The organism is Niameybacter massiliensis (assembly GCF_001282685.1).
Lineage (GTDB): Bacteria > Bacillota > Clostridia > Lachnospirales > Cellulosilyticaceae > Holtiella > Holtiella tumoricola.
This window is the reverse complement of the sequence record NZ_LN875034.1, coordinates 422,070-439,031: the sequence shown is the minus strand read 5'-3', so window position 1 is coordinate 439,031 and position 16,962 is coordinate 422,070. Positions and strand designations below refer to the sequence as shown.

Sequence of the window (16,962 nt, the reverse complement as noted above, 5' to 3'; positions counted from 1 at the left end):
ACAGTTTCATAATTTGATTGTATGATAGAGAAGGTGCATTTTTAATCCACAAATTAGGAGGGTAAGCACATGAATAAAGTACTTGTATGTATCACTATTCAAGAAAATAGTAAACGACTTATTAGAAAAGGTTATGATCTTGCCACTGAAAAAAATGGTGAACTTCATATTATACATATCCGCAAAGGTGAAACCATATTTGAATCTCCAGACAGCAGCTTATTATTCGAAGAATTATTTGTTTATGGTAGTGAATTAGGAGGACAAGTTCACTTCCTCTGTAGCACGGATATACCAAAAACTATTCATGAATTTATCATAAAAAATAATATCACCCAGCTTATTATTGGGAAACCGCCTGTATCATCACATGCTCCATCTCTATCTACTGTATATGAACAACTCATTCAATTACCTGAAACTGTAGAAGTATGTGTATTAGATAGAGAAGAAAATTGATTCCATTACGAAAGGATTTGTTCTAGATGTATTCACATTTTGTAGACGTTGGCCGCTTAGAAATGATCTGTGGCCCTATGTTCTCAGGTAAATCTGAAGAACTTATTAGAAGACTTAAACGTACCATATTAGCTGGTATGCCAACTATCATTTTCACACCTAATATTGATAACCGTTATGCAGAAGACCATATCTGCTCACATGACGGCAAAAAATTAGAAGCTATTTCTATTTCTCACATTGAAGAAATTTTAGATTATGTGCAAGATGATACAACAGTTATTGGTATTGATGAAGTTCAATTCCTTGATGGAGAAATTGTAAGTGTTATCATGAAACTTGTTAACTCTGGCAAACGTGTTGTTTGTGCTGGACTTGATAAAGATTTCAAAGCAGAAAGCTTTGGTCAAATGCCTGAACTTTTAGCACTTGCCGATGATGTAACAAAGCTTACAGCCATTTGTATGTGTTGTGGACGTCCTGCTAACTTTACACAACGTCTTATTGCAGGCAAACCTGCTTCTTATAACGATCCTCTTATTTTAATAGGTGCTTCTGAAAGCTATGAGGCAAGATGTCGCTTATGCTATCAAATAGATCGTAATGATATATAAAAAATTAGACGAGCTTCTACAAAGCTCGTCTAATTTTTTTATATTGTACTATTATTTTATTGGATTTTTGTGGTATACTATATAGGATAAATTTCTAAAAGCGAAATTATAGGAGTATTGTCATGAACACATTAATGATTGATGAGCAAGAAAAACTTCACATTGCTGCTGATATTCTAAAAAATGGAGGCCTTGTTGCAGTACCTACTGAGACCGTTTACGGTTTGGCTGCAAATGCTTTAGACGAGCATGCTGTATCTAATATTTATAAAGCTAAAGGACGTCCAAGTGATAATCCTCTTATCTTACATATTGCTGATTTAGAGATGCTTAAACCACTCGTCGCGCATATCCCTGACTCAGCTACACTTCTTATGAAGCATTTTTGGCCTGGTCCATTAACGCTTATTTTTGAGTCTTCTTCTTTAGTACCACTTAGTGTACGTGGCGGGTTATCTACTGTTGCTATTCGTTTTCCTTCTCATCCTACTATACAATCTTTAATCAAAATGACTGGTCTACCACTTGCTGCACCTAGTGCAAACCTTTCTGGTAAACCTAGTCCAACAAATGCAAAGCGTGTATTTGAAGATTTAAATGGTAAAATAGATGCGATTGTAGATGGAGGCTTATCAACTGTAGGTGTTGAATCTACTATTGTAGACTTAACAAGTGAAGTGCCTACTATCTTAAGACCTGGCGGCATTACAGAGGCTATGCTACATGAAGTTCTAGGAGATATTATTATGGATCCTGCTCTTCTAAGCGTTGAAAGTAATGTAAAACCTAAAGCTCCAGGTATGAAGTATACGCATTATTCACCTAATGCAGATGTTATCATCTATAAAGGTGAAGATGATAAAGTTGTCCTTGCTATCAATGAACAATTAAGCGAAGACAACCTTCATAATATTTGTTCTGGTGTACTTTGTGATGATGAGACAAAGGCACTTTTTAATGCAGAGTATATCATTAGTTTAGGTAGTCGTAATCATCCTGATGATATTGCTATGAACCTCTTTGAAGCATTAAGAAGCTTTGATGACTTACATGTTCAAAAAGTTTATTCTTTAAGTTTCTCTACTGAAGGGGTAGGCAGTGCTATTATGAACAGACTTGAAAAATCTGCAGGACATCATATTAATTACGTATAATGCCCATATATATACATAAATGAATTCTTTCATTTATGTATATACTATAAAATAAAACACTTTTAAATTAGCGGAGGACTTTTTATGCTAGCAATTGCTTGTGACCATGGTGGTTATGGATTAAAACAAGAAATCTTAGGTTATTTAGACGCTCATAATATCGCTTACAAAGATTTTGGTTGCGATTCTACTGAGGCAGTTGATTATCCTGAGTATGGAAGACGTGCAGCTATGGCTGTAGCAAATGGAGAATGTGATAAAGGTATTATCATTTGTGGAACAGGTATTGGTATTTCTATTACTGCTAATAAAGTACCAGGTATTCGTTGTGCACTTTGTCATGATTGTTTCTCTGCTGCTGCAACACGCGAACACAATGATGCTAATATGCTTGCATTAGGTGCACGTGTTATTGGTGCAGGACATGCCCTTAAAGTAGTTGAGACTTTCTTAAATACACCATTTTCAAATGATGAGCGTCACATTAGACGTATTGAACTAATCGAAAAATAATATAATCTTAGGAGGACTTATTTATGAGTAAAGTATTTATTATGGATCACCCATTAATTCAACACAAGGTATCACGTCTTAGATGCACAGATACAGGTTCAAAAGAATTCCGTGAACTTGTTCGTGAAATCTCACAACTTATGTGCTATGAAGCAACAAGAGAACTTCCTCTTGAAGATTATGAACTTGAAACACCAATCGGTACAGCAGTTGGTAAACGTATTGCTGGTAAAAACTTAAGTATTGTACCTATCCTTCGTGCTGGTCTTGGTATGGTTGATGGTATGCTTGATCTTGTTCCAACAGCAAAAGTTGGTCACATTGGTCTTTACCGTGATCCTGAAACATTACAACCTGTAGAATACTACTGCAAACTTCCACAAGATATTCAAGAAAGAGATCTTTTCGTACTTGATCCAATGCTTGCTACAGGTGGTTCTGCTGTTGCTGCTGTACAATTTATTAAAGACAAAGGTGCAAAAAATATCAACTTCCTTTGCCTAATCGCTGCTCCAGAAGGTCTTAAAACACTTCAAGATGCACATCCAGATGTAAATATCTATGTAGCTTGTCTTGATGAAAAACTTAATGACCATGGTTATATTGTTCCAGGGCTTGGCGATGCAGGAGACCGTTTATTTGGCACAAAATAAATAATGGAAGTTTTCTTGATAAGTGAGCTCAAGAGACTTACATAATTTAAGGAGATGAACAGCATGAATTTTGCTAGTCTATACATTATGGCTTTTGTGCTCTCTTTTCTCATCGCTTTTGCAACAACACCTATTGCGAAGAAGATTGCTTTCAAAGTAGGTGCTATTGCAAAACCGAGAAAACGTGATATGCATAGTAAGCCAATTCCTAGAATGGGTGGTATTGCTATTGTAGCTGGCTTTATGATTACATTATTAATATGTATTCAATTCATTACCGTATTAGATTGGAAACAACTTTTTGGTATTACTACCGGAGCACTTATTATATTCTTATTAGGTTTCTTTGATGATATTTATGAATTAGGTGCTAAGCTAAAATTCCTGATTCAAATTTTAGCAGCTACAATTGTTGCCTTATGTGGCGTTACAATACCATTTATATCTATACCATTTATCGAAGGATCTACCATGTTCCTAGATATGCTCTCTATTCCTATTACTGTTGTATGGATTGTTGGTATTACCAACGCCGTTAACTTCATTGATGGTTTAGACGGACTTGCTGCTGGTGTATCCTCTATTGCATCACTCTGCTTAATGGTTCTTTCTATCTATAGCGGTTATCCTATTGCTATTTTACTTACAACTATTTTAGCTGGGTCTTGTTTAGGATTTTTACCTTATAACTTTAATCCTGCTTCCATCTTTATGGGAGATACAGGTTCAACATTTTTAGGCTTTATTTTATCTGTTACATCTATTCTAGGTCTACTTAAAAGTTATACCATCGTAACAATTGTTGTCGCTATTTTAGTATTAGGCTTACCTGTGTTTGATACAGCCTTTGCGATCATTAGACGACTACTTGCTGGTAAACCTATTACTGCACCAGATAGAGGCCATTTGCACCACCGTTTAGTTGATAAAGGCTACAGCCAAAAACAAGCTGTTATTACTCTTTATGCAATTAGTGGTGTATTCGGACTTTCTGCAATCGCTTTAGCAAGCCATGATTATAAAATTATTATTGCAATATTTGTTCTCATGGGATTAATGCTTTATTTGAATATGAAAGTTATGGCTACCCATACAGATGAAGATAAGAAAGATTGACAAAAAGCACCACTAATTGTGGTGTTTTTTTTATACTAAAAAGGCTATCTCCCCGGTCCTTAAGGTGCTATAATTACCTTAATATTGCAATATTGAAGGAGTTTAAAAAGTATGCCAGATACGATTACCCATTACCTTTTTGGTTTAGATCAAGCTAAAAATTTATCAGATTCTCCTGTTTATAAAATTATAAAAGATAATAGAAATCTTTATTTCATAGGGCTTCAAGGACCGGACCCTATGTATTATCATGCCCCACATAAAAACCAAAACTTCTTTAGTGTCGCTTCATTGATGCATCAAAGCCATACAGGATACTTCTTATCTTCTTCTCTTTGTTTTGCAAAAAAACACGTTAATAATCCTGAACTTTTTGACCCTTGTATGGCTTATATCTGTGGTCTACTGTGTCACTATGCTTTAGATGTAACTTGCCATCCTTATATTTTTTACTTAGGTGGCCGTTATAATAGTGAAGACCCTAATACCCTTAAATATCAAGGTATGCATAAACGCATCGAAGTGGCCATTGATTCACTTTTACTTCAAGAGAAATTCAATCGCAGTGCCAATAGTTTCAAGGTGCATAAACATATTCTAAAAGATGTTGAGCTTCCTCAAATTATCTTGGATATGTATGAAGAACTCCTTTTTTCTATCTATGCACTTCCTAATGGTAGCCGTGTTATTAAAGATTCTTATCACGATTTTAGAAACTACTTTATTTTGACCTATGATCGTCTTGGCCTTAAGAAGAATCTAGCTACAGTTGCTACACCTTTACTCCCAAAAAGTATAGCAAACTTAGCCAATACATTTTCTTATCATGACTGCGTGGATGAATTTACAGATTATATGAATGTAAAAAAGGCTGTATGGTTACACCCTGTAACAGGAAATGTTTATACTTTTAGTTTCTATGACTTACTTAGAAATGCACATAAACTTGCTACTAATTTAATAGATGGTGCTTATGCTTTTATTCAATCGGAAATCACTTTAGAAGAACTAGAAGCATTGCTTCCAAATGTTTCATACCTTACTGGATTACGTACTAGTGATAACCGTCCTATGCAATACTATAAATTTTAGTAATGTCATCAACCTTAATAAATAAATCCCCTATACAGCTAGAGATGTTAATCTAACTGTATAGGGGATTTTCATATAAAAAGAAATTTATCTATTAAGCCTTTAACGTTTCCTGATAACAAACTACTTGGTTTTTCCCTTGTTGCTTCGCTTGGTATAGTGCCTCATCTGCTCTTTTAATTCCTTCGTCTAAACTTACTTCACTTCCATCAAACTCATAGACACCAAGACTGGCACTGATTCTAAATGGTGGTGTATTAGGTATCTTCTTCTTATAATTATGAATTCCTTCACATATCATATTAGCTCTTAGAAGAGTTTCTTCCAGCGTGGTATGAGGCAAGAATATTATAAATTCTTCTCCACCATATCGTCCCATTAAATCTGTATCTTTAATCTTCTCTTTACTAATTGCCGCTACTTTGACTAAAACCTTATCTCCTACAAGGTGTCCATATGCATCATTAATATGTTTGAAATAATCTACGTCTAGCATAATCACACATAGTTTATCTTGTGAGTTTTTTACCCTTTTAAATACCTCTTCTGCTAGCTTAAATACTTCTCTTCTATTCCATACATGAGTAAGCCCATCATAACTGGCTAAGTAATTGACTTGATTAAATAATTGCCCATTATAAATAGCTATTGCTGCATACGTTGCAAATAATTTTAACGTATTAATATCTCTTTCGTTATAAGCATTTTTGTTATGACTTTGCGCTGTTACAACACCAATCTTTTTATTTTCTACTGTTAGTGGGCAATATATAATGGATTGTGCATCATATCCTATTCTTTCACCTATTAATCTATGATGCTTTACATACTTTGCACTTTCTTTATCAGCATCATTAATATGTACAATAACATCATGGGTAAGTGCATAGACCCCTAAGCTTGTCTCATCATACATACAAACAGCACCTAAGTTATAATTATTGTTTTCTAGCCTAAAAAACTCATAATTTAAATTGTTTTCTTCACTATCAATTAAGGCTAAGCCAAAGGCATCTGCATCTACCAAATTAGTTAATTCTCTATAAATACTTTCAAATGTTTCTTTAATATCTAAATTTGAGGTTAAGCGCTGTCCTACCCTAAACACACCTTCAATTTTGTTATAGAGCTGTTCATATAATGTGGCTTTAACTTGTAGCGTTCTCATATTAAGTTGATTAAATGCTAATGATGTATTCAAGTTAAAGAATTCTTTCTCGTAATTTCTACAAATGGTACTTGTTTCATAGGCTTCTTTATAATCCTCTTGCTCTGCATAGCACTTACTTAATAACTTATAGCCTTTTATAAGTGCGTAGGGTAATCCTAATGTCTTACCAATTTCAATAGCTCCCATTATGTACCTTTTAGCTTCTTCATATTTATTGCACTCATACAGAAGCTCTCCATAAGAATAGTAAGTAGTAAATATCACATTATTACACGCTTGTCCTTCACCATATAACAAGGCCTTTTTAAAGTGTTCCTCGCTGGCATCGTACTTTTTCATTCTCCAGGCTACAAGTCCTCTTAAGTTTTCTGCTTCAATATAGTAATTACTAAAACCTCTTATATCTGCTATCTCTATAATTTTTTCAGTATAATCATAGGCCTCTTCAAATGCATTCTCATGTAACTTAATTTGAGTCATAATACAATATAAGCTAACTTTACTATCTAAACTTAAATGGTCTTCATATATACGTACACGTTTCACTAAATGTGCGGCTTCCTCATACTTTTCACAACTCATATATGCAAAACCTGTATTCAATAATATTGTATTAATAAAGGTCTCATCATCTAGTTCTTCTGCTAGATCTAGTGACTTGATTCCATTTTCTATAGCTAAGTCAAACATACTGAGTTCTACATAATTGGGTACAAGGGCATTATAGCTTTTACTCATTCCCCTCTTATGTCTCATTTCAATAAATAAGTTATTAGCTTCTAGAAGCAAACGTACTGATTTTCTATAATCACTTTTATCACAATAATACCACCCTAAATAGTAAAGACATTCTGCCATTGGTATTTTATAATCTTCTCCCCTACATACCTCTAACGCTTGCTCTAAAATATATTTTACATATTCTGGATCTTGTCTTAAATTTTGATATGCCCATTCAATAAAAAAATCTATGATTTCCGGATCATTTTTTAACCTTTGAAGTTGTAATTCTACTTCCTTTAGGCCCTTATTCATTTTCTCACCTTCTTCCTTTGTATAAAGTTGTCCTACTATTTAGTATACTATTTCATTTCATAAAAATCTATAAAGGGGCTGTAACAAAACCACTAATTCTAAAAATTAGTTATTCTGTCACACCCCCTCTAATATTAAATTATAATTTATCAATGTACTTAACAATACTCTTATGAATATCAATATTAGAATCACTTTTTCTTACATCTTCAAGAAAATCTAATACCTTTGTAGCCTCCACATCAATATCTAATACAGATGATAAACGTAGTTCCAATAATTGGATGTAAATTTCTTTCTCATTAGTCCAGTCATCGTATGTAAAGATATTACGACTAATGGTATCTACAATATTACTAAGTATACTAATAACTTGTTCAATCACATTATCATACAATAACTCAACTGTATTTACACGTATGAATAAATCTGCAAAATGCTCTAGTAATTCATCCATAATCCATAGGGCTTCTTCTTTGCTAACCTTTTTTCTAAGCTTCTAAGATTGACACCACTATAGAATCTTGATTTATAAAATGCTACAAAGTTTTCTAAATCTCCCGCATTACATTCCGGCTCGACCTCAAATAAAATCCTAAAGAAAATATTCCATTGGAATTCATCATTAATAATCGTTCTTATAAAGTTCACCAACTTATAACTAAACGCATCTTCAACCTGACACTCTCGCTTAAATAAGATTTGAGATGTAAAATCTACTTCTTTGTTCTCTATCTCGTTTAATCTAGAAAATACGCTAGTCATTGTTGCATTATAAAGAACCTCATCATCACTTAGTGCATCTCTAAATACATATTTTACAATGGTATCACAAGACTTTCTAAAGTCTACTAAAATCCCTATGCTTTCTTTAATCTTATGGGCAAATAGATCATAAAGTGCCTTAGATAAAAGTTGTTCTATTTGTATTTTTCTTCCTGACTTACTTTTTGATTGTCTTCTATCAAATTGATTAGAAATAAGTAAAAGCTGCTGATCTATCGTTGTTAAACTATTTTTAATAGAACTCATAATATCCTTATAGAAACGATCTGCAATAATATAGTTATAATTTTTATAAATAACTTTATGCTCAATTTCACTCCAGAATATATTTACTAATGATTTAATCTGTACCTCAAAGTTATAACATTTATCATCAAATATATATTTACCATCTATACGATACATTTTCATACCATTTTTTTGGCTTTTAGGCTGTTTGCTTGCTAGTTCTAAAAAGATATGCTTATTACTTTCTGGACTATAGAAGCCATGATATTCTTCTGAAGGAATTGTAAATTGCTTACGTAAAAGTTTATATATAACTGCTTCATCTCCAACGAAACGACACTCTAGACGAATACCTATTAAATCAGAAAGACGGTTAAACATTACCTCTGGTGTTTTATACTCTGTATAATAATCATAACGCAGCATTTTTTCTTTTAAGCTTTGTTTCGATTTTACACGTGAATTAATGTTAAGATACCCTTCATTATTATTCTCTAGCATTTCTTCAAAAAAATGTTCTAGTTCACGGCTTGCTATATCTAAATTTATTTTCATACCATCTAATTGGTTTAAGACTTCTTCAATGAAGCTAAACATTTCAAGTTCCATAAGTTCATTCCCTCCGCCTTTTGTTAGTATTAGTCTACTAGCTAAAATCTAATGGCTTATGACTAAGTTGTTAAATTTCATTAAAGAAACATATTCCTACACCGCTTAATCCTAGATGAGCACTTAATACACTCCCAATACCTGTTTCTATAAACTCAACATCGCCAAGTCTTTCTCTTAATAATACTTTGATCTTTTCTAAGAGTTCCTTATCTTCTGCATGTACAAGACCTATTTTTTGATTAGTGTACTTGCCAATACGTTGCTCTACTACATCAACTAATTTATTTAGAAGTTTCTTCTCACCTCTAACCTTATCAAATACTTCTATAAATCCATCATTTACTTCTATGAGTGGCATAATATGAAGCATATTCCCAAGGACACCTTCAAATTTATTAATACGTCCACCTTTTACAATCCACTTTAAGTCTGACAGAGTAAAGATATGTTCTGCATGTTCACTCAAGAATCTTAACCGTTCTACAATTTCTTCGTATGTCTTACCCTCTTCTATCATTTTATTTGCTTCTATTACCATGAATCCTATACAGATAGAGCCTGATTTTGAATCAATAGCGGTAAACTTGCTCTTTGGATATCTTTGTTTTATCTCTTCCATTGCTAAATACACGGTTTGGTAGGTACCTGACATTTTAGATGAAAAACTTAAATAAATTACATCATCTTCATTTTGGCCATATTGCTCTAGTTGAGTAAAAATTTCTATAGGTGTAGGCTGAGAAGTTTGTGGCATAATGCCTTCTTTCATTGCTTTGTAAACTTCTTCAACTGCAATTTCTTTTTTGTCTAAGTACTCTTTATCTTGGATACGAATACGAAGAGGCAAGAAGTCCACATCTTGTCCCATCTTAAATTCTTTAGGCATGTCACATGTACTATCAACAAGTAACTTAATCATTACTGCACCTCTCTAATTCTTTTTAAACACTATATCACTATGATATAAAGATTCTATTAACCCTATACATTGACTTATATATGTAATATTATAGAATATTTCACATTTTTATATTATAATAAGGACGGGCGTTCAATATAAAAATTTAATTATAACTTTTTAATAATAGGGGAGCTTATGAAAAAAATATTGTCTTTTAGTATGTCTAAAATTATTTATGCTTTTTGTATTTTTAATATTACATATCTATTTTTCTTCGTTGATTTAAAACAAGCCTATACTATGTATCTCGCTTGTGTTTTACTTTTAAGTTGTTTAATCGTTGCTACTAGCTTGTTTAGTCTAGATGCTCATAATTCAGCATTACTATGTACTATTGGTTGCATGAATGGAGGAAGCTTCTTATTCTTAACCCTTAATTTACTCTTATTAAACTTTCGATTCAGCTGGCCACTTACTGATGAAGTTTACACCGAATTCTTTAATTGCTTTATAATATTTATTATACTCTTTTGCATAGCTACTATATTAGTATTTAAATACTTTAATCATCCTCACAAACGCAAATTTATTTGCAATATTTATTTACTAGGAACACTTATAGTTTTTACAATACATCAAACAATTACACCTTTTAATATTACAAATAACTTATTTGCTTTACCTATTTTGTACTATATTATCTTATGTATTATCCTATGTTTTCTTATGCTTTGCATGGCATATCATATAGGAGATACTAAAAACCTCTTTGTACAAAAAGCAAATAGAAAGATATTCTTTTATCTTCTTACTTTAAGTATGCTTATTATCATTGGTTTTGTATTAAGTTTATATACAGGTATTAAATATGCCTACTTATACATGATTTATCAGCTTACATTAATGGTTGCGTTCTTTAAGTTGGTCTCTCAAGACTCTATTATTCAGTATTCAAAAGATCTTACACAAAAACTAGAGCTCTACAACGAAAGTACAACTTTAATGAATCATTATCTCCAGCATATGTCTGAGGAAAATGAATCTATTCAAAAACAGTTTCAATATGTAGATACTTTGTACTCACAAATGATGTTCTTCTACCCCAATGCTCTTTTTGTTATTGTAGATCATAATATTTATCACTCAAATGAACACGGACGCATACTCTTAAAGGCTTCTGATACGCAAGACATACTGTATACACCTTTCATGAACTATATAGCCATTGAAGACAGAGATTTGGTTGAACAAATCATACAAAGCCTTTATAAACATGCTCAAGAACATGCAACAATAGAAATCAAGATGAATACTTCAACATCTGAGCAAGTAGATGTTGAACTTTATCTAACGCTTTCTCATGCTAATGAACCACGTGCAATCATTGCTTCTGCTAAGGATATTTCCTACAAGAAGCACCAAGATAAACTTCAACAAGATATTGCATTAGAAAAACTAAAACTAGAATTCTTCTGCACCATCTCTCATGAGCTAAAAACGCCAGTCAACATTATTTACAGTGCTACACAACTTCAAAATAATCTCATTACACAGGGTGAATATGATAAAATTTCTACCTACAATACAATGATTAATCAAAACTGTATGCGTCTATTACGTCTACTCAATAATTTCTTAGATATTAATCGTATTGAAAGTCATTTCTTCAACGTATCTAAACGCACCATTAACATTGTAGACCTAACAGAAAATATATTAGGTTCAACTTTATCCTATATGGAGCGTAAAAATATCTCTGCATTATTTGATACAGAGGAGGAAGAAATCTTTTGCACCATTGATACAGACCTTCTTGAACGTTCACTTTTAAATCTCTTATCAAATGCTATTAAGTATACACCTGAAGGTGGGCACATTGATGTCTTTATCACTGCAGAGAATAACCAGGCTTGTATTCATATTAAAGATACAGGAGTAGGTATTCCACCTGAGAGTCAAAAAGTCATATTTGAACGTTTTACCCGCATCGAAAATGGATTAATTCGAAAAGCCGAAGGGGCCGGCATCGGGCTCTCTCTAGTTAAGTCCTTTGTTGAATTAAATAATGGGATTATTGAAGTAAGTAGCGTAGTTAATGAAGGAACTGAATTTATCATACGCCTACCTATTGAAATAAACTTTGCACATCTTATGGATTCTAATTATATCCATACTTTACATAGTGAAAAAGTTGATATCGAATTCTCTGATGTCTATCTAAATTAATAACACAAAAAAGGAGGTTGTTTTCACAACCTCCTTTTATTTATTCTACTACTTGGATCCCCGCCATTTTTGCTAATTCATATATTGTGCTTTTTGCAACCTTTTTACCCTTGTAATCAATAAGGTCTTCCATTGACCCGTTGAAGATATCTGCTGGTTCATATTTTTTGAGGATAATTCTTTCATCATCTACAAAAATTTCTAATGAATCTTTTTCTTGGATATTAAGATTTCTTCTTAATTCGATTGGTAACACAACTCGTCCTAGCTCATCAACTTTTCTTACAATTCCTGTTGATTTCACTTAAATCCTCTCCCTTTATAACATATTTTCCTTAACCTAAGTACATTTTTCTAATTTATGTACTATTAAAGTACCATAATTAGCAATAAAAGTCAATTCCCGTTTTGTAAATTTTTATCGTTTTTTTTGATTTTTTTATCAATTTAATAATATAATATTTGTCGAATCGAATATTTGTACCTGTTTTGATGAATTTTTTTTATTTTTTTGTCGAATAATCTGTTTCACCTGCTTTTATGACCTTTTTTCATTTACCAATAATACATTTTTCTGCCAATAGCTTTTCTCTCTCTTGATGGCAAGTTTCTCTACTTACGTGCATATATATTAGGACAAGATATTTTATTAGAAGTTAGGAGAGAATGAAATGCTTAATTACTTATGGGGATTTATGGTTATCTTTTCTTTGCTTATGGCCCTCTTTGGCGGCAATATGCAAGCCCTTACAACTTCCATGTTAGAGTCTAGTCAATCTGCAGTAGAACTTTGCTTTAAAACCTGTGGTGCACTTGCTATGTGGATGGGTATTATGCGTATTGCAGAAAACGCTCATCTTATTGACGCTCTAGCCAAAAAGATGACACCTATATTGAATTTCCTTTTTCCTGATGTCCCTAAGGATCATCCCGCAAGGAAATACATTGCCACAAATATTATTGCTAATTTTTTAGGTCTAGGTTGGGCTGCTACACCTCCTGGTCTTAAGGCTATGGTAGAATTACAAAAGCTTAATAAAACACATCCTAAAACGGCTACACATGCTATGTGTATGTTCCTAATTGTAAACATCTCTACAATTCAACTTGTATCTATTAACATGGTTGCCTATAGAAGTGCATATGGCTCTGCCAATCCGACAGAAGTTATTGGACCTTCTATACTTGCTACCGCTGTTGCTTCTATTGTTGCAATTACTTTTGCAAAACTTATGTATAGGAGGAACGATTAATGAAAGCGTTTATGTACATATCTGATTTACTTATACCCCTTGTTATGTGTTCTATTGTTATTTATGGTTTATTACATAAGGTAGATATCTTTCAATCTTTTATTGATGGTGCCAAAGAAGGCCTTTCTGTTGTTGTTTCTATTTTACCTACACTCGTTGCCTTAATGCTAGGTGTAGGTATGCTCAAAAGCTCTGGCGGTCTAGATGGTCTGGTACGTCTATTAAGTCCTTTAGTTGCTTCAACTAATTTCCCAAAAGAAGTCCTACCTATCGCGCTCATGCGTACCGTATCTTCTTCTGCTTCTACTGGCCTTATTCTGGATATTTTCCAAACTTACGGCCCTGATTCTTTCATTGGTCGTCTTGTTTCTATTATGTTTGGATGTACTGAAACCATCTTTTATACCATGTCTGTATACTTTATGACTATCAAAGTAAAAAACACACGTTATACCGTTGTAGGTGGCTTGATTGCATCATTTGTCGGTATACTCTGTGCTTACTTTTTAACTTGTTATCTTTTCGGCTGATAAGCTGTTTTTTTCCTTTAAAAACTGATATAATAAAGCTATAAAATATACAAAGGAAGGATCCAAAAATGTTTGAAAAACTTAAATCATTATTTTCAAAACACGATGATGTATACGAAGACGAAGTCTTATACCATAAAAACGGAAATGTAATGTATGAAGGTGCGATGAAGGGTCCTATGTTTCATGGGATGGGTAAGCTTTATAACGAAGATGGAAAGCTAATCTACGAAGGGGAATTTAAAAATGGAGAACCTCATGGCCGTGGGAAAGCCTATTTAGATGACGAAGAAACCTATGAAGGAGACTTCTACAAAGGTGAACAAACCGGACAAGGGGTTTATCATTGGAGCGATGGTTCCTTCCATGAAGGTGCTTTTCTTAATGGTGTACGTGAAGGTAAAGGGACTTTCCATACTACAGAAGGCCTAGTCTTCGAAGGTACTTTTATGAATAACAAAATCCAAGCTCATGGAATTTGCCGCTTTGCTAATGGTGATTGCTATGAAGGTGAATTTAGAGATGGTATTGCTACAGGTCGTGGCAAATTAACACTTAGTGAAATTGGTACATATGAAGGGGATGTAGAGGAAGGTATTCCTCATGGTAAAGGTACTTATACCTATTTAGATGGTTCGTCTTATCGCGGTGATGTTGTGCATGGTAAACTTACTGGTAAAGGCATGAGAACTTTCAATAATGGCCACAAGTATATTGGTCAATTTTTAGATGGTTATATGCATGGTGAAGGCACTTATGAAGATGAAACAGGTGCTAAATATCAAGGTATCTTTGAAGATGACTACATGGTTACATCAACACATGGTCAATTATATCTACCTAACATCGGTACTTATGAAGGGGACTTAGTAGATGGTGTAGCTACAGGTAAAGGTAAGGTCTCATTATTAAATGGAAGTATCTATATTGGTGACGTAGTAGATGGTCATATTACTGGTAAAGGTACTATGCGTTTTCCTAATGGACATAGCTATACCGGTGACTTTGTAGATGGTAGAATGCATGGCAAAGGCACTTATGAAGATGAAGAAGGTAGTAGATATGTAGGTCTTTTTGAAGACGATTATATGGTGGAACGTTTGGCCTAAATATCTATCACCATTTAGACAACTAGCACGTATACTATTATTGAATCATCGCTCTCATTGTTAGAGTAGGAGGTAAGTTTATGAACAATAATAGTAGATGGCGCAACTATGGTCTCTGGGTTTCTATTGCTGCAGTTATTCCTCTTGTTCTTTCTGCTTTCGGGATTAAAATTGTCCCAAGCGAATATCAAGAAATTGTAAATGCTGTCTTAGCAATCTTAGTTACTGCTGGTATTATTAGCAACCCAACAACAACCAGTCGCTGGTTTACTGATGATCCTAACCAAACCTCTGATAAAACTACAGACAAGACTGATGAAAAATAGCAAATTATAAAAAGGGTAAGGCGACCACTTGGTATCACCTTACCCTTTTGCTTTATTCTTCAGTAGCAACAACCCCACTTTGCGCTATTGCTACATTATCATTAAAATGTGCTGCTACAAATTCATCTACTTCATCATAGTCTACCATGTAGTACCACTTTTCTTCTCTAATAAATTCACCTGGAAGTGTTTCAAAGTTCAACTTAGCTGTATTAAACTTATTAATATATCCTAAGTATGTAGGTATATCTTTTAAAGCAACATCTGTTTGCACATCTGAGTATAAGATGTTAACCATTTGTGGTACTGCTTTTAAAATTTGTGGACTCATGACCTTTTTAGCAAAGGCTGTTAAGAAAATTTGTTGTGTTTCTATACGCCCTGTATCGCCTTCTGCATATTGCTCACTGTAGTCATTATTATGTCTCCATCTTACTAAACCCTCTGCTTGTTCTCCGTTTAGAGTTTGTAAGCCCGGTTCAAGATCTATATAAAGGCCTTGGCTATTATCTGTGTACTCCATACGTCTTGGTACATCAACAGTTACGCCACCTATACCATCTACAATCTTTCTAAATGCATCAATATTTACAACAACGTAATGGTCTATTTTAATCCCTAAAATATCTTCTAGTGCATTTACAGTGAAATATCTAATATTCTCTATACCACCAAAAGAACTCATTTCTGTAATTTTACATGGATTTTGTATATATCTATCAAGTTCTTTTGCTTTTTCAATCTGATAATCCGTCCAAGTTACTTTTGTATCTCTTGGTACTGAAATCACTTCTGTCTTCCCTGTTTCACTATTAAAGTGTACGACAAAGATAACATCTGTTCTTGATTCATCTTTATCTACCCCAAATACTGCTACATTTAAATGTAATGCTTCTTGATCTGTATCTTCATTACGATTATATTGTGGGAGGTTTGGATCTAATTCATCTCTACTTGCAACTTTTATCTTACTAAAAGTATTTCCTACAGTGCAAGCTACAACGCCTCCTATAAGTACTACTGCGATAAAGCTTAGCAGCATCATTCTTAAAAAGAACTTGGTAAGCTGCTTCCTCTGAGTCTCACTTATCTTCTTCATTTCTGGCTATGCTCCTTTTGGCTTAGATACCTTTATTATTACCTAGCCTATTATATCACACTCTAAAAATTTTACAATTTAGTAT

At 33.3% G+C, this 16,962-nt stretch carries 18 protein-coding genes; 12 read left to right on the top strand and 6 right to left on the bottom strand.

Features of this window, described 5'->3' with window-relative positions:
• Positions 1-69: 69 nt before the first annotated feature.
• From BN2390_RS04455 to BN2390_RS04425, 7 genes are all read left to right on the top strand, one after another.
• The gene (locus tag BN2390_RS04455; RefSeq protein ID WP_053983149.1) at positions 70-459 is read left to right on the top strand and encodes an adenine nucleotide alpha hydrolase family protein; all 390 of its coding nucleotides are present in this window, start codon (positions 70-72) and stop codon (positions 457-459) included.
• A 26-nt stretch (positions 460-485) separates the two neighbouring features.
• A complete protein-coding gene (locus tag BN2390_RS04450; protein WP_053983148.1) occupies positions 486-1,073 on the top strand; it encodes a thymidine kinase in 588 nt (195 codons plus the stop codon).
• Between the two features lie 122 nt (positions 1,074-1,195).
• Positions 1,196-2,227, top strand: coding sequence for an L-threonylcarbamoyladenylate synthase (locus BN2390_RS04445; RefSeq protein ID WP_053983147.1), 1,032 nt, complete (start codon positions 1,196-1,198; stop codon positions 2,225-2,227).
• Between the two features lie 84 nt (positions 2,228-2,311).
• On the top strand, positions 2,312-2,740 hold the full coding sequence (gene rpiB, locus BN2390_RS04440) for a ribose 5-phosphate isomerase B (protein ID WP_053983146.1): 429 nt from the start codon (positions 2,312-2,314) through the stop codon (positions 2,738-2,740).
• A 23-nt stretch (positions 2,741-2,763) separates the two neighbouring features.
• The gene (upp, locus tag BN2390_RS04435; RefSeq protein ID WP_053983145.1) at positions 2,764-3,393 is read left to right on the top strand and encodes a uracil phosphoribosyltransferase; all 630 of its coding nucleotides are present in this window, start codon (positions 2,764-2,766) and stop codon (positions 3,391-3,393) included.
• A 63-nt stretch (positions 3,394-3,456) separates the two neighbouring features.
• Complete coding sequence (locus tag BN2390_RS04430; protein ID WP_053983144.1) at positions 3,457-4,509, top strand: glycosyltransferase family 4 protein; 1,053 nt, start codon at positions 3,457-3,459, stop codon at positions 4,507-4,509.
• A 111-nt stretch (positions 4,510-4,620) separates the two neighbouring features.
• Entirely contained in the window at positions 4,621-5,601 is a 981-nt protein-coding gene (locus tag BN2390_RS04425) for a zinc dependent phospholipase C family protein (protein WP_053983143.1), read from the top strand.
• A 94-nt stretch (positions 5,602-5,695) separates the two neighbouring features.
• Here BN2390_RS04425 and BN2390_RS04420 read toward each other — a convergent pair whose 3' ends face one another.
• From BN2390_RS04420 to BN2390_RS04405, 4 genes are all read right to left on the bottom strand, one after another.
• The gene (locus BN2390_RS04420) at positions 5,696-7,807 is read right to left on the bottom strand and encodes a sensor domain-containing diguanylate cyclase (RefSeq protein WP_053983142.1); all 2,112 of its coding nucleotides are present in this window, start codon (positions 7,805-7,807) and stop codon (positions 5,696-5,698) included.
• 139 nt (positions 7,808-7,946) lie between these two features.
• Positions 7,947-8,264, bottom strand: a complete 318-nt coding sequence (locus BN2390_RS04415; RefSeq protein WP_053983141.1) for a hypothetical protein — start codon at positions 8,262-8,264, stop codon at positions 7,947-7,949.
• The gene (locus tag BN2390_RS04410; protein WP_053983140.1) at positions 8,249-9,430 is read right to left on the bottom strand and encodes a GTP pyrophosphokinase; all 1,182 of its coding nucleotides are present in this window, start codon (positions 9,428-9,430) and stop codon (positions 8,249-8,251) included. Before BN2390_RS04410 ends, BN2390_RS04415 begins: the two co-directional genes overlap by 16 nt.
• Before the next feature lie 70 nt (positions 9,431-9,500).
• Positions 9,501-10,352 (bottom strand): DegV family protein, encoded by an 852-nt coding sequence (locus BN2390_RS04405; protein WP_053983139.1) that lies wholly within the window; start codon positions 10,350-10,352, stop codon positions 9,501-9,503.
• A 177-nt stretch (positions 10,353-10,529) separates the two neighbouring features.
• Between BN2390_RS04405 and BN2390_RS04400 the strand changes: the two genes are divergently transcribed.
• Entirely contained in the window at positions 10,530-12,560 is a 2,031-nt protein-coding gene (locus BN2390_RS04400; RefSeq protein ID WP_053983138.1) for a sensor histidine kinase, read from the top strand.
• 40 nt (positions 12,561-12,600) lie between these two features.
• Here the strand turns inward: BN2390_RS04400 and BN2390_RS04395 are convergent, their stop codons facing one another.
• The gene (locus tag BN2390_RS04395) at positions 12,601-12,864 is read right to left on the bottom strand and encodes an AbrB/MazE/SpoVT family DNA-binding domain-containing protein (RefSeq protein WP_053983137.1); all 264 of its coding nucleotides are present in this window, start codon (positions 12,862-12,864) and stop codon (positions 12,601-12,603) included.
• A 367-nt stretch (positions 12,865-13,231) separates the two neighbouring features.
• Here BN2390_RS04395 and BN2390_RS04390 point away from each other — a divergent pair, with 367 nt between their 5' ends.
• From BN2390_RS04390 to BN2390_RS04375, 4 genes are all read left to right on the top strand, one after another.
• Positions 13,232-13,813, top strand: a complete 582-nt coding sequence (locus BN2390_RS04390) for a nucleoside recognition domain-containing protein (protein ID WP_053983136.1) — start codon at positions 13,232-13,234, stop codon at positions 13,811-13,813.
• The gene (locus BN2390_RS04385; RefSeq protein ID WP_053983135.1) at positions 13,813-14,343 is read left to right on the top strand and encodes a spore maturation protein; all 531 of its coding nucleotides are present in this window, start codon (positions 13,813-13,815) and stop codon (positions 14,341-14,343) included. The genes BN2390_RS04390 and BN2390_RS04385 overlap by 1 nt, the downstream gene beginning before the upstream one ends.
• Positions 14,344-14,411: 68 nt before the next feature.
• Positions 14,412-15,452: an MORN repeat-containing protein gene (locus BN2390_RS04380; RefSeq protein ID WP_053983134.1), complete on the top strand. Its 1,041-nt coding sequence runs from the start codon at positions 14,412-14,414 to the stop codon at positions 15,450-15,452.
• Between the two features lie 80 nt (positions 15,453-15,532).
• Positions 15,533-15,778: a phage holin family protein gene (locus BN2390_RS04375; protein WP_053983133.1), complete on the top strand. Its 246-nt coding sequence runs from the start codon at positions 15,533-15,535 to the stop codon at positions 15,776-15,778.
• A gap of 52 nt (positions 15,779-15,830) precedes the next feature.
• On the opposite strand, the gene BN2390_RS04370 is transcribed toward BN2390_RS04375, so the two are convergent.
• On the bottom strand, positions 15,831-16,877 hold the full coding sequence (locus BN2390_RS04370) for an LCP family protein (RefSeq protein ID WP_053983132.1): 1,047 nt from the start codon (positions 16,875-16,877) through the stop codon (positions 15,831-15,833).
• Between the last annotated feature and the right edge of the window lie 85 nt (positions 16,878-16,962).

What these genes read in the sequence shown, in the direction of transcription:
- BN2390_RS04455 (WP_053983149.1), top strand. Translation starts at nt 70, where the DNA reads ATGAATAAAGTACTTGTATGTATCACTATTCAAGAAAATAGTAAACGA.
- BN2390_RS04450 (WP_053983148.1), top strand. Translation starts at nt 486, where the DNA reads ATGTATTCACATTTTGTAGACGTTGGCCGCTTAGAAATGATCTGTGGC.
- BN2390_RS04445 (WP_053983147.1), top strand. Translation starts at nt 1,196, where the DNA reads ATGAACACATTAATGATTGATGAGCAAGAAAAACTTCACATTGCTGCT.
- rpiB (WP_053983146.1), top strand. Translation starts at nt 2,312, where the DNA reads ATGCTAGCAATTGCTTGTGACCATGGTGGTTATGGATTAAAACAAGAA.
- upp (WP_053983145.1), top strand. Translation starts at nt 2,764, where the DNA reads ATGAGTAAAGTATTTATTATGGATCACCCATTAATTCAACACAAGGTA.
- BN2390_RS04430 (WP_053983144.1), top strand. Translation starts at nt 3,457, where the DNA reads ATGAATTTTGCTAGTCTATACATTATGGCTTTTGTGCTCTCTTTTCTC.
- BN2390_RS04425 (WP_053983143.1), top strand. Translation starts at nt 4,621, where the DNA reads ATGCCAGATACGATTACCCATTACCTTTTTGGTTTAGATCAAGCTAAA.
- BN2390_RS04420 (WP_053983142.1), bottom strand. Translation starts at nt 7,807, where the DNA reads ATGAATAAGGGCCTAAAGGAAGTAGAATTACAACTTCAAAGGTTAAAA.
- BN2390_RS04415 (WP_053983141.1), bottom strand. Translation starts at nt 8,264, where the DNA reads ATGGATGAATTACTAGAGCATTTTGCAGATTTATTCATACGTGTAAAT.
- BN2390_RS04410 (WP_053983140.1), bottom strand. Translation starts at nt 9,430, where the DNA reads ATGGAACTTGAAATGTTTAGCTTCATTGAAGAAGTCTTAAACCAATTA.
- BN2390_RS04405 (WP_053983139.1), bottom strand. Translation starts at nt 10,352, where the DNA reads ATGATTAAGTTACTTGTTGATAGTACATGTGACATGCCTAAAGAATTT.
- BN2390_RS04400 (WP_053983138.1), top strand. Translation starts at nt 10,530, where the DNA reads ATGAAAAAAATATTGTCTTTTAGTATGTCTAAAATTATTTATGCTTTT.
- BN2390_RS04390 (WP_053983136.1), top strand. Translation starts at nt 13,232, where the DNA reads ATGCTTAATTACTTATGGGGATTTATGGTTATCTTTTCTTTGCTTATG.
- BN2390_RS04385 (WP_053983135.1), top strand. Translation starts at nt 13,813, where the DNA reads ATGAAAGCGTTTATGTACATATCTGATTTACTTATACCCCTTGTTATG.
- BN2390_RS04380 (WP_053983134.1), top strand. Translation starts at nt 14,412, where the DNA reads ATGTTTGAAAAACTTAAATCATTATTTTCAAAACACGATGATGTATAC.
- BN2390_RS04375 (WP_053983133.1), top strand. Translation starts at nt 15,533, where the DNA reads ATGAACAATAATAGTAGATGGCGCAACTATGGTCTCTGGGTTTCTATT.
- BN2390_RS04370 (WP_053983132.1), bottom strand. Translation starts at nt 16,877, where the DNA reads ATGAAGAAGATAAGTGAGACTCAGAGGAAGCAGCTTACCAAGTTCTTT.